Here is a 12,776-nt window from a genome sequence, read left to right on the forward strand (position 1 = left end):
CGCCACCGCTTTATTGGTTAAAAATTTTATTATTCAATAAAAAAGAACGATTTTAGTAGGGTTACGGCATGCTGTAACCCTATTTGTATAAATAAATTCGCCTTGTTTTATAAACACATTTGATGACAAAGAACAGAAAACATTTTCTCACGATATTCTCAAGTCTGGTATTGGCTTTGCCTATAGTGGCCCAAGAACAGGAAAGAGATTCTGTTACAGGCCCTCAAGACGAAACGGTCGGTATGGTATCCGATACCTTGGCGATGGATTTGAACGGTATTGAACAAATGGAGCAAATGGCCCATGACAGTATCGCATTGAACGACAGTCCCATTGTGCTTTTAAAGGACAGTACCGGCTTAAAAGTGAAATTGCGTGATTTGCCGGAAGCCGCTAAGTACGATAGTCTGTGGATGAAGGAACTTTACGCCAACGCAAGCCTCTCACAAGAGATGTTCAACGAAGTTGAAAAGCTGGATTACGACAAATCCTATCCGACCTCATTGCCTACTGATACCCTCAAAGCCCGTTTGGAGCGATTGAACCAAAAGACTCCGTTCAATATTGCCTATAACCCTTCGTTGGAAAATGTCATCAAATCTTTTCTTTTCAGAAAAAGGGATCTAATGGAACGCATGCTAACGGTAAGCCAGTTCTACTTTCCTTTGTTTGAACAAGAGCTTGACAATTACGATATTCCTTTGGAAATGAAATACCTTTCCATTGTTGAATCCGCATTGAACCCGCGGGCAAGGTCACGTGTAGGTGCTACCGGTCTTTGGCAATTTATGTACGGTACCGGAAAACAGTATAATCTGAACGTGAACAGTTTTGTGGATGAACGGAGCGACCCTATTAAATCGACCACCGCCGCATGCCAGTTCTTAGCGAAATTATATGATATTTATGGGGATTGGGATTTGGCCTTGGCCGCATACAATTCCGGTCCGGGTAACGTGAACAAGGCGATAAGAAGGTCAGGGGGCTATAAGAACTACTGGAACATTCGTCGCTATCTTCCACGTGAAACAGCAGGTTACGTACCGGCTTTTTTGGCTACAATGTACTTGTTTGAATATGCCGAAGAGCACGGTCTAAAGGGGCAACAGGTAGAAAGGGCCTATTTTGAAACCGATACCGTTCATGTAAAGAGCCTTATTACCTTTGATCAGCTAGCCGAACTTACGGGTGTTGGAAAAGAAGAGCTCATCGTTTTGAACCCTTCGTACAAGTTGAACGTTATCCCTTATGTTGAGGGAAAAAAACACGTTTTGCGCTTACCGAAATATGCTATTGGCAGTTTTGTACATAACGAAGAGGCCATTTATGCCCATGTAAAAAAAGAATTGGAGAGCGAGGAGAGTCCCCTGCCGAAATTGGTGAAGGAGGCAGAGGAAAACCGTGTTCGCTACAAGGTACGCAGCGGCGATTTTCTCGGACGTATCGCAGAACTCTATGGGGTGCGCGTAAGCCAGATCAAACAATGGAACGGTCTTAGAAGCAACAATCTTAGAATTGGCCAGCGCCTTACCATTTACCCGAGAAGAATGCCAGGTTCAACGGTGGCGTCGACCAAAACATCGACTTCTTCAAAAAACTACGCATCTGGGACAAAGACCCATACAGTAAGGAGCGGGGACTCACTCTGGACCATCTCGAAAAAATATCCAGGAATTTCTGTTGAAAATTTACGACAATGGAACGGTATTAGTGGTAAAAACCTAAAACCGGGCACAAAATTGAAATTGTGCGAATGTTCATCGTAAACCTAAACTTAAAATGAAACAAGCTGGAACATTATTTTTACTCTTAACCCTCTTATTTTCTTCTTGTAAAGAATCAAAAAGCAAAAAATACCTGCCATCTTCAGTTGGCGCGATCAATTCTATGGTCGTTGTTATAGATAACGAACTATGGAAGGGGAGCGTGGGTGATACCATAAGGCGACACTTTGCGGCCCCCGTGGTCGGAATGCCTATGGACGAGCCTTTGTTCACTATTGATCAGGTCGCCCCAAAATTTTTCACGGGATCAATTCGAAATACACGATCTATTCTTTACGTGATGGAAGACTCTCTGAACCTGGCCCACGTAAAAACCGATATGTACGCCTCACCGCAGCGTGTTGGTGTTATTAAGGGTACGAGCAAGGACGAGATAATAGAAAATGTAAAGGCCAAGGCCGATGATATCATCACCGCTTTTAAGGATATGGAAATCGAGGCGGCCCAAAAACGGTTTGAACGCTCATTGAGCAAAGAGACCGTATTGCAAGACAAGTTCGGTATTTCCCTGAACATACCCTCTATTTACAAGGTGGGAAAGCAAGAAGACAATTTTGTTTGGATCGATAGAGAGATACAAAGAGGCACCGCCAATATCACCGTATATGAAATGCCCGGCGATAGTTTTTCGAACGATTCTACCTTGGTAAAGGATATTGTGGCCATGCGTGATTCTATAGGGGCCCTATACATTCCCGGACCCGATGTGCCCAACAAGATCACCCATATGCGCACCGAGCCTGCATTTGCTCCCTATGTTTATCCTGCCGAAATCGGTGGTTTAAAAGGAGTTGAAGTAAGAGGCCTTTGGGATATTAAGAACTTCCCTATGGCAGGACCCTTTCTTACCTACATCTTAAACGATAAGGAAAACAATCGGAAACTGGTGTTGGAAGGCTTTGTATTTGCCCCGGCAACCGAAAAAAGAAACGATCTGTTTGAATTGGAGGCAATCTTGAAGACATTTAAAATAGAGGGAGTCAAAAACTGATTTTACTCACATAAAACAGCAAATACGGCCATCTTCAAAGATGGCCGTATTTGTTTGGTGCCTAAACGCTTTATTTGGGCAAATAGGGGCTTTTGCCTAGTCTTTTCGCCCGGACATAGTAGAAGAACCTCGATTAGGGAGGAAACGACTTTTAAATACGCTTAAAACAAGTATTGACACATTTGGCTTCCATGTCAAAACCTATTTTAACTAATCGTTTTGGGGTAGCCATAAGGATTCTAACAAACTCTTTTTACAGTCGCTGTACCTAGGGTGTTATCATCTGTAAATGAGGGTAGGGTCACTTAAAAACTTCTCTTAATGTTGAAAGTATCCCGTGTCTTTAAGACATAAAAAAACCGCTGTTGGTAGGGCAGCGGTTTCTTTTTCCATATTTTTTGGTTTTTACATATGTGTAATGATGAACTCAGATCTTCGGTTGAGTACGTGGTCCGCTTCCGAACAAGGCGTAGATCCGTCACATTCGTTAAGAAGCTTGCTCTCACCGTAACCGATGGCACTCTCTATACGTTCAGGGGAGATACCTTGGGAAACGATATAGTCCCTAGTGGATTTGGCCCTTTTATCGGATAGGTATTCGTTGTATACTTTGCTACCCCTTGAATCGGTGTGCGATTCAATTTTGATGACCATGCTCGGGTATTCCTTCATTACATTGACGAGCTTATCCAATTCTTTGGCGGCATCAGGTCTGATGTGCGACTTGTCAAAATTGAAATAGATCATTTCGGTCTTGATTTTCTTGATACCATCTTCAATGGCAATCATTTCTTCAAGACGTTTCATGGCGATATCGACTTTTACGGTATCGTTTTTCGTCGTTTCTATCAATCTTTCGTTATCTACAAATTTGTCTTCAACCGTTTTAAGAAGGTATTTGGTTGAGCTGTCGAGGTCCTCGAAAATGAAATTCCCTTCATCATCGGCAATCGTTTCTTTAAGTTTTATCCCGTTTTCATCTAAAAGCTCGACCAAGGCCTGGGGCATTACTTCACCCGTTACCAGTTCGGTGACGACACCGGCAATGGCATTATGGTTGGCAGGTGTTTCCTCTAGGGTCAAACGTTTGAACGAATAAATATCGTCATCGCCTTTGCCGCCTTCACGGTTCGAGGCAAAATATCCTTGTTGCTTGGCTTCGTTCACGATATATGAAAAGTCATCCTTATTGCTGTTTATCGGTTGTCCGAGATTTTTTACTTCTTGAAAACCGTTTTCGGGATCGTAAGCGCTCTCATAGATGTCCAATCCTCCAAGACCGGTTAATCCATCCGAAGAAAAATATAGCTTTTCCCCATTAAAGAAAGGGAACATTTCGCGTTGTTCCGTATTGATGCTCGGACCCAAGTTTCTGGGCTCGGAGAAACTGCCGTCATCAAGCACGTCTACAACAAAGATGTCGGTTTTGCCCAAGCTACCTGGCATATCTGAAACAAAATAAAGCTGCTTGCCGTCAGGACTCAATGCGGGGTGGCCCGTGGAGTAATTATCGCTATTGAAAGAGACTTCCGTCGCTTCGGTCCATTCGGTGTCCACTTTGATCGATTTGTAGATTTTCAAATGGTTTATGCCCTTCTTATCCCTCTTGAGTTTTTTACCGTAGTTGTTGCGGGTAAAATACATGGTCTTGTTATCGGGGGAAAACGTAACCGAGGCTTCATGGTATTTGGTATTAATTTTTTTGGAAAGCTTTAAGGCTTCCTTTAGGTCGTTGGTCTCTTCGTTTATTTTGGCCACGTACAGGTCGAGGTAAGGCTGGTTGTTCCACTTGTACTTACGGGAGGTAAATATAGAGGAGTCTTTGGCGGAGGAAAAAACCACCTGATTTGAATCAAGGAACATTGGGGAAAAATCGGAGTACTGGGTATTTATGGCCAAATTTTTGAGTTCTAAATCGCTTTTGGAACTTAGGATGTTGTCCAAGGTGGTCTCATTCGCTTGGGCCCTGTTCGCCAATGCGTCGTTAGGGGTATCCTTAACTTTTTTGTTGTAGAGGCGCATAAGGCGTTTGGATCGGGCAAATTTTCCGGTGCCTTTTAGGGAATGGGCGTACTTAAAAATATTCTCGGAAGACATCTCTTCGCCATAGTTTTCATAAAGTACGTTGTACCATTCGTATGCCTTTTCCATATTGGTGTTGAAATAATAGGCGTCGGCCGCTTTTTGGATGACATCTTTTGATCGGTATTTATCACCTTTTTCCAATGCCTGTTCGTATAGTTCGGCGGCTTCGGCATACCACATTTTATCAAAGAAATGATCGGCTCTTTGAATGAGTTTGGTCTTGTCGGAAGATTCACTGATGCCGCGCTTTGGTGTGGTTTCAGTAACGGCGGACATCCCGTCTTCACGTGTTTCAATGACAGGCATGGCCGGTTGGTCTTTGAGAGAGGCTATGCCACTTTCAATAGTTTTGGCTTCGTCGTCGAACATTATACCTTCACCACCAATAGCTTCACTGTTTTCAATTTCCAATATCCAAAGATCATTTTTGTATGTACCGTCTAGTTTTGAAACCCATGCATCTACGGCCTCTAGTCCAAAAGGATAATAAGCTATATAGAGGTAATTGAGGTCATTGTTTGTGTTTTTGATATAGTTGGCCGATTCAAAGCCTTTTCTTTTTAACTTTTTGACGGTTTTGTCAAGTGTTTTAGAATCGGTGAAAACCCCGGAAATGAGGTAATAGCCGTTTTCAACACCTTCAAGGTCGCTGAAGGTTCGGTTGGGAATACCGTGCCGATCGGCAGCCGCTTCAAACGTTTCGGTGACGGAAAAGCTTTCTTCCGAGACTGGGGTAAAATCAACACTTGGGGTTTCGGAAGGGGGTGCGATTTCTTCCGAGTCGATATTCTGAAACTCTTGGGCCATACAGGTGAACGACACTAGAAAAATATAGGCGGCGATTAGTTTTTTCATGATTTGGTATGTTGAAAAAAATTTGCCGATCCATAAGATACGGCATGTAGGATTTTTAAAAAACGTAGGTGCTAAGGCTATTTTGGATAGGGGGATACCTTAACTATTATTCTTTGATAACGTAAATTTCAGGTGAAGGTTATACGCGAGCTTTCTTTTGTTGTGAAATGCTGGTTTTGAGGCATGAAACCCTATACGAACGATGCCTGAAGAGTAGGCCTTCTCAAGTCTGGGAGGTCGAAGGGAACAAGTGATTCCCCGTAATCCGCAATATAAATATACTAAATGGTATATTTGTGGAACAAAAAAAACCTCTGCTTTGGGCAAAGGTTTCTAACTAAAATTATGTCGTAATAAATTAGTCTTTCTTTTCTTCTAGGGGCTCGTCTTCTTTAGAAGCATCTTTGAATTCTTTTATACCACTACCAAGTCCGCGCATCAATTCAGGAATCTTTTTTCCTCCAAACAATAAAAGAACCACCAACACGACGATGGCTATTTGCCATGGTCCTATCGCCAAAAATATCTGTAAAGTTGTCATAGTTTTGTTTTTAAACAGATTCAAAGATACTAAAAAAGTTACTCCGATCACCGTAAATGTAGTGGCAACGCAATTATTTTAACAGATATGCCCGAGTTTTCTTAAATGTATTATAAGCTAGACCGTGGTATTTCAAAGAATCATTAATTTCGGGCAACCGTATAAGAATCCGATTCCATCCTTTATATTTGCTTTATGGCGAAAAAAGTCAAAAAGAGAAAAGAAATCAAACGCAAGCTACTGCACAAGTACCGTTTGGTCATTCTTAATGAGTCTACCTTTGAAGAGAAAATCTCTTTCAAGCTGAGTCGCCTGAACGTTTTTGTTACGGGTTCGCTCTGTACCATTGGTCTTATCGCACTCACCACCCTGCTGATTGCCTTTACGCCACTGCGGGAATATATACCGGGCTACTCGAGTACCAAACTTAAGAAACAGGCTACTGATCTGACCTATAAAACCGATTCTTTGGTGGCGTCCCTACATAATACGAATCGATATTTAGAGAGTATACGTATGGTCTTACGAGGGGATGTGGCATCACAGGAAGTGAATTTGGATTCATTGCGCGAACGTTTTAAAATTGACCCATCGAGTATAGACCTTACCCCAATAAAGGAAGATTCGCTATTAAGGGCCGAGGTGGCCCTGGAAGATAAATACAATTTGTTCGAGCGTAATGCCACAGGGGCCGAAATCGAACTATTTCCTCCCTTGAGCGGTGAAATATCAAACGCTTACGATCCCGAAAAACAACACTACGCGGTTGATGTAACGGCCCCTAAAGACACCCCTATAAAAGCAGTTGCCAACGGTACCGTAATTTTCTCCGAATGGACGGCCGATACAGGTTATGTCATTATTCTAGAGCATAAGGACGGACTCATAAGTGTTTACAAGCACAATGGTTCACTCAATAAAAGGCAAGGCGAAGTGGTCAGGGCCGGAGAAGTGATCGCCTCCGTAGGCAATACCGGCGAATTCACCACCGGACCTCATCTACACTTTGAATTATGGAGCAATGGTAATGCGGTAAACCCCTTAGACTACATAGATTTTTAAGTTTATACCCCTAATTAATTACGGAAGTGCCGTGGCCGATGTGCTCACCTAAACCTGGATATTTGATTCTTAATATGTCGATAAAATCACTTGCAGCAAAAATTTTCGCAAAACGCATCGCCAAGCAAACGGCGAAGTGGAGAGATAACCCTGTAGCGACCCAAGAAGCCGTCTTTCGTGAATTGATTCAAAAGGCGAAGCGTACCAAATTCGGTGTCGACCATGGTTTTGAGCACATAAAATCGCACGAAGATTTTAAGAAAAAGGTGCCCATACGTGATTATGAGGCCTTAAAACCTTATGTACAAGAAGTTGTAGAAGGCAAGGAAAATATCCTTTGGCCGGGCAAACCCATTTATTTTGCCAAAACCTCGGGAACGACTTCAGGGGCGAAATATATCCCCATTACCGATACTTCCATCAAACATCAGGTAAACGCATCGCGTAATGCCATTCTCAATTATATTGACGAAACCGGAAATGCCGATTTTGTTACCGGGAAGATGATTTTTTTACAAGGGAGTCCCGAACTGGATGAAAAAAACGGAATCAAATTGGGTCGGCTCTCAGGCATTTCGGCTCACTATGTGCCCAACTATCTCCAGAAAAACCGCCTCCCCAGTTGGGAGACCAATTGTATTGAAGATTGGGAGACCAAGGTAAATACCATTGTCGAAGAGACCATGAACGAAGATATGACCGTTATTGCGGGCATACCCTCTTGGGTTCAGATGTATTTTGAAAAGTTGGAAAGTAAGTCGGGACAGAAAATAGGGGACCTCTTCAAAAACTTTCAACTCTTTATTTACGGAGGGGTCAATTACGAACCGTATCGGGCCAAATTTGAAGGTTTGATCGGCAAAAAGGTAGATAGTATAGAGCTCTTTCCGGCAAGTGAAGGCTTCTTTGCCTATCAAGATGCCCAAAATGAAAAGGGGATGCTTTTGTTGTTGGATTCGGGAATATTCTATGAGTTTGTTAAGGCCGATGAATTCTTTGATGAGAATCCCGAACGGATTACCATCAAAGATGTAGAGCTGCACGTGAACTACGTGATGATCATTTCCACAGATGCCGGTCTTTGGGCCTATAACTTAGGGGATACCGTTCAGTTTATTTCTTTAAAGCCCTATAAAATCATTGTTTCTGGGCGAATCAAACATTTTATCTCGGCCTTTGGTGAACACGTAATCGCGAAAGAAGTGGAAGAAGCCATGCAATTGGCGGTGAACGAAACCGGGGCCAGTATAAACGAGTTTACGGTAGCACCCCAAATTACTCCCGAGGGCAATCAATTGCCCTATCACGAATGGTTGGTGGAATTTGAAAAGGAACCCACCGATATGGCGAAGTTCATAGAAATTCTAGATGTTTCCTTACAAAAGCAGAACAGTTATTATTTTGACCTGATCGATGGGAAAATCTTGCAGACCCTAAAGGTCACACCAATAAAGGAAGGCGGTTTCAACGCTTATATGAAATCGATTGGAAAACTGGGGGGGCAGAACAAGGTTCAACGTTTGGCCAACGACCGTAAAGTGGCGGATGGATTGGTTTCTTTCAAGAAATAATACGAAGAAGAATATTTTCTTTTTGGTAGGGCGCAATAGTTGCCATATTTTTAATCTTAAGAACAATTGAAGACGGATATCGAGCAAAGAAAAAACCAACATTTACCTTGTTCTCGATACCGGGAAAAATATTGTAATTTTGAACGAAATTAGTTATGGGAAATACAACTAACAATACGAGGGCTCAAGAATCTACAAATGCCATTGAACGCCTCTATATCACAATGCGCCATCTGTTCAACCGTGGTTTCTATAAACCTACGGGCGTATCGGGTGAATCGTTGAAAAACGCATTGCTGCAACTTCGACCTGAAATATACGGATCCATAGCTGAAGAAAAGGCCGAGTTGAGCGGACTCATTTATGTCCTTGAACGCTTGCCAAAGGGCATCGAACAATGCCGATTTATCAATTTGACCTCAGATGAAGGGTATAGCAAATCCCACTTTGTACCTATAGTACCTCCCAAACGGCGAAGAAATTGTTATCGTATCGATGACGAACAAATGAACATCGAAATTACCCGTGGACGCTCAGATATCTACGATATTTTGACCCACCTTACGTTTCTGTTCATTGAGTCGGAGAAAATCTGTAAAAGGGTGTTGATCGAAGATACCGATCGTACGATACGTGATTGGTCTAAATTGGAAGAGGCCGTCAATAAGGATGAACTTAGTTTGGCAGAAAGAGAGGTGGCCGTTATACATACCGCAAATATCTTAGGCCGCTCCTTTATTGAAATTATGGAGGTTCATGAGCAATTTGCCACCGAAGAACAACCCGATCGCTTTTTGGAAATTGTTTATTGGTTGGGCAAATTGGCCATAGAAGAAGAAATTACCGGTAATAAAAGGGCGATAACCTTCAGTTCGCTATTGCGCGAGCGTTTGGGCCACCATATCCACGGGGAACGTTGGGCGGACACCATTAAGGAAACCTTGCGAAAGAACGGACTCTTACATCGGCCGATTCATATCATCAGTGCGAATATGCACAGTGTAATGAATACCTTATTCGCCAAAAATGCCTTAAAAAAGGAATTTTCCGGAAAGGAATCCTTAAAAATCTATGAAGCCTTAAGCTCTTCCTTAAATGAAGAACTGAGAGCCAAGGTTACGGTAGTGGCCAAAAAGAACGGGATGATCGCTATTGATGATTTTTCAGGTACCAACATAGACGTACAGTTGTTCGATACGGCAAAAATGAGTGCGGACGCTTGTGGTTATACTTTGCCCAAAGGGATAAAGGAAGAGGAAAAGCCGGTAATCTTTGTAATGGATTATGCCTTTGGCGAACAAGCCTATGAAACCATTGATGAACTCTTGAAGCCTTATAAGGAACCGGGCAAAGAACCGGTTTTTCTGAATGTAGCTTCTATTTCCGTGATGGGAAAGGCGGGTATTCTTGAAGGAGGAAAAGGAGATTTGATGATTCCTTCGGCCCATATCTTTGAAGGTACGGCAGACAATTATCCGTTCAAAAACGAACTGTGTGCCGACGATTTTAAAGGACACGGACTTAAGGTTTTTGAAGGTACCATGGTAACTGTTTTGGGTACTTCCCTTCAAAACAAGGATGTGCTCGAGTTTTTTCACCAAAGTACATGGAACGTGGTAGGCCTTGAAATGGAAGGGGTTCATTATCAAAAGGCCATACAATCAGCCTCCAAGATTCGTAAAAGCATACAGGATAATGTTAAAGTACGATATGCGTACTATGCCTCCGATAACCCATTGGAAACCGGAAGTACCTTGGCCTCGGGCGGCTTGGGAACTACAGGGGTAAAGCCTACCTATCTCATAACCGAGAAAATATTGGAACAAATTTTTAATTCATAATAGATGACCGATAACAAACCAAACAGTACTACCTCCTCTGATGAAATCGATTTGGGGCAGTTGCTCAAGATGATTGCGAATGGCTTTAACCGTGTGGGGATCGCTTTTTTACGTGTGTTTTTATACCTTAAGAGGAATGCACTCATATTAATCGGTCTGATTGTGCTGGGCGTGGTCATTAGTTTTGTATTGAGCATGCTGGGGAATGAAAAATTGAAATCGGAGACCATTGTAAGGCCCAATTTTGACAGTACGGATTATGTGTACGATGCCATTGCGGAAATACAGTCCAACATTTACAGTCAAGACACGGCCTTCTTTCAAAAAATGGGGATTTCGGTACACGATTTAAAAGGGTTTAAAATTGAGATCCAACCTATTTCAGACCTAGAGGAGGCTAAGGAGAAGGAAGAGCAGGAACTGCGTTATCTGGAGCTTTTAGAGAATTTTAAGGAGGAGAGCTTTGTCGTCGATATTGTACGTTCAGAACTTACCAAAAAGAGTATTTTGGCCCACCGTGTGACCTTTACGTATATCGATGCTGACAAGGGAACCGAAGCGGCCCGGAAAATATTGGATTATATTAACGGTAACGCCTATTATGATAAAGTTATAAAGACATTTAAGGAAAATGCTCAAATGCGGATCGACAAAAATACCGGGCTTATTGCTCAAATTGATCAGCTTTTGGAGAACTACTCCAAAACCTTATTGAGGGAGGGTTCCGAAAAGGCAAATGGTTCGGTTTATATGGAAAACGAAAGTGCCTTGAACATAGCTTCCCTATTGACCCTAAAGAACGATTTTTTAAAGGAAATAGAGGAAAAGAAAGCGGAACTTACGAATCAAGGAGAAATCCTTAGTATTATCAACATGGGAAACCCCCAAGTCTTTAAAAAGCCTTTTTTTAACGATAAGTTCTTCTTGGTGCCTATGGCCTTGGTGGTTTTGTTTTTTGTGATATCCTTTATACGGTTTTTAAACAGGAGAGCTAAAGAGTTGCAGTTATAGAAAAGCAAAAATGCCTAATAGAACAATTCTTATAACAGGTGGGGCGGGTTTCATAGGAAGCAACTTCATTCCGTTTTTCTTGGAGGAACATCGCGATGTTTCCATCGTGAACCTTGACAAACTTACCTATGCGGGAAACCTTGACCATCTCGAAGAAGTTAGAAATAACGAACGGTATAAGTTTGTTCAGGGCGATATTTGCGATGCCGGTTTGGTGGGGTCAATTTTTAACAACGACCGCATTACGGATGTTATTCACTTTGCGGCAGAGTCTCATGTAGACAATTCAATAGAAGGCCCCGAGGCATTTATTAAGACCAATATCAACGGAACCTTTACCTTGCTGGAAGCTGCGCGGAAACATTGGCTGGATACGGCGAACCGTGCAAAGACCGGTTTTGAAACCTCGCGTTTTCACCATATTTCTACGGATGAGGTCTATGGTAGTTTAGGGGAATCGGGATTTTTTAATGAAAATACCGCATACGCCCCCAATAGTCCTTATAGCGCTTCGAAGGCGGCTTCCGATTTTTTGGTGAGAAGTTATTTTCATACCTATGGACTTAATGTGGTTACCAGCAATTGTTCTAATAATTACGGGCCTAAACAGCACGATGAAAAATTGATCCCGACCATTATCCGAAAGGCCTTGGCGGGAGAGGAAATCCCCATTTATGGAGATGGGAAGAATGTTAGGGATTGGTTATATGTACTGGACCACTGTACGGGTATAAATGCCGCCTTTACCCAAGGGAAAGCAGGAGAAACCTATGTTGTTGGAGGGAATAATGAACACAACAATATTTTCATTGCCCAAAAAATATGTGCTATTTTAGACGAAGTACATCCGAGGCAGGGAGGAAGCTATACGGAACAGATAACCTTTGTTAAAGATCGTTTGGGACATGATTTCAGATATGCCATAGATGCGACCAAGATTAAGACGGAACTCGATTGGAGACCGAAATCGGATTTTGATTCCGGACTTCGGGAGACGGTTTCGTGGTATATAAACAAATATCAGAAGGTTTAGCG

Annotated in this window: 9 protein-coding genes; 7 read left to right on the plus strand and 2 right to left on the minus strand. The window is 42.4% G+C overall.

What is annotated here, in order from left to right; translation table 11 throughout:
- Nucleotides 1-122 precede the first annotated feature (122 nt).
- Together B4Q04_RS03740 and B4Q04_RS03745 are read left to right on the plus strand one after the other, a co-directional pair.
- Nucleotides 123-1,766, plus strand: coding sequence for a lytic transglycosylase domain-containing protein (locus B4Q04_RS03740; RefSeq protein ID WP_088696031.1), 1,644 nt, complete (start codon nucleotides 123-125; stop codon nucleotides 1,764-1,766).
- A 13-nt stretch (nucleotides 1,767-1,779) separates the two neighbouring features.
- Complete coding sequence (locus B4Q04_RS03745; RefSeq protein WP_088696032.1) at nucleotides 1,780-2,775, plus strand: DUF4837 family protein; 996 nt, start codon at nucleotides 1,780-1,782, stop codon at nucleotides 2,773-2,775.
- 405 nt (nucleotides 2,776-3,180) lie between these two features.
- On the opposite strand, the gene B4Q04_RS03750 is transcribed toward B4Q04_RS03745, so the two are convergent.
- On the minus strand, nucleotides 3,181-5,715 hold the full coding sequence (locus B4Q04_RS03750; protein ID WP_236630962.1) for an OmpA family protein: 2,535 nt from the start codon (nucleotides 5,713-5,715) through the stop codon (nucleotides 3,181-3,183).
- Between the two features lie 358 nt (nucleotides 5,716-6,073).
- A complete protein-coding gene (gene tatA / locus B4Q04_RS03755) occupies nucleotides 6,074-6,256 on the minus strand; it encodes a twin-arginine translocase TatA/TatE family subunit (RefSeq protein WP_013993089.1) in 183 nt (60 codons plus the stop codon).
- Between the two features lie 195 nt (nucleotides 6,257-6,451).
- Between tatA and B4Q04_RS03760 the strand changes: the two genes are divergently transcribed.
- The 5 genes from B4Q04_RS03760 to rfbB all read left to right on the plus strand — a co-directional run bounded on the left by B4Q04_RS03760 (nucleotide 6,452) and on the right by rfbB (nucleotide 12,774).
- Entirely contained in the window at nucleotides 6,452-7,318 is an 867-nt protein-coding gene (locus B4Q04_RS03760) for a M23 family metallopeptidase (protein WP_013993090.1), read from the plus strand.
- Between the two features lie 74 nt (nucleotides 7,319-7,392).
- A complete protein-coding gene (locus B4Q04_RS03765) occupies nucleotides 7,393-8,889 on the plus strand; it encodes a GH3 auxin-responsive promoter family protein (protein ID WP_013993091.1) in 1,497 nt (498 codons plus the stop codon).
- 155 nt (nucleotides 8,890-9,044) lie between these two features.
- Nucleotides 9,045-10,730, plus strand: coding sequence for a DUF6909 family protein (locus B4Q04_RS03775; protein ID WP_088696033.1), 1,686 nt, complete (start codon nucleotides 9,045-9,047; stop codon nucleotides 10,728-10,730).
- A 3-nt stretch (nucleotides 10,731-10,733) separates the two neighbouring features.
- Entirely contained in the window at nucleotides 10,734-11,741 is a 1,008-nt protein-coding gene (locus tag B4Q04_RS03780) for a hypothetical protein (RefSeq protein ID WP_088696034.1), read from the plus strand.
- Between the two features lie 10 nt (nucleotides 11,742-11,751).
- Entirely contained in the window at nucleotides 11,752-12,774 is a 1,023-nt protein-coding gene (gene rfbB / locus B4Q04_RS03785; RefSeq protein ID WP_088696035.1) for a dTDP-glucose 4,6-dehydratase, read from the plus strand.
- The last annotated feature ends 2 nt before the right edge of the window (nucleotides 12,775-12,776 follow it).

The sequence above is a fragment of the Zobellia sp. OII3 genome (assembly GCF_002211465.1).
GTDB classification, from domain to species: domain Bacteria; phylum Bacteroidota; class Bacteroidia; order Flavobacteriales; family Flavobacteriaceae; genus Zobellia; species Zobellia galactanivorans.

Excerpts from the sequence above, each read along its gene's own strand:
- B4Q04_RS03740 (WP_088696031.1), top strand. The coding sequence starts at position 123 with ATGACAAAGAACAGAAAACATTTTCTCACGATATTCTCAAGTCTGGTA.
- B4Q04_RS03745 (WP_088696032.1), top strand. The coding sequence starts at position 1,780 with ATGAAACAAGCTGGAACATTATTTTTACTCTTAACCCTCTTATTTTCT.
- B4Q04_RS03750 (WP_236630962.1), bottom strand. The coding sequence starts at position 5,715 with ATGAAAAAACTAATCGCCGCCTATATTTTTCTAGTGTCGTTCACCTGT.
- tatA (WP_013993089.1), bottom strand. The coding sequence starts at position 6,256 with ATGACAACTTTACAGATATTTTTGGCGATAGGACCATGGCAAATAGCC.
- B4Q04_RS03760 (WP_013993090.1), top strand. The coding sequence starts at position 6,452 with ATGGCGAAAAAAGTCAAAAAGAGAAAAGAAATCAAACGCAAGCTACTG.
- B4Q04_RS03765 (WP_013993091.1), top strand. The coding sequence starts at position 7,393 with ATGTCGATAAAATCACTTGCAGCAAAAATTTTCGCAAAACGCATCGCC.
- B4Q04_RS03775 (WP_088696033.1), top strand. The coding sequence starts at position 9,045 with ATGGGAAATACAACTAACAATACGAGGGCTCAAGAATCTACAAATGCC.
- B4Q04_RS03780 (WP_088696034.1), top strand. The coding sequence starts at position 10,734 with ATGACCGATAACAAACCAAACAGTACTACCTCCTCTGATGAAATCGAT.
- rfbB (WP_088696035.1), top strand. The coding sequence starts at position 11,752 with ATGCCTAATAGAACAATTCTTATAACAGGTGGGGCGGGTTTCATAGGA.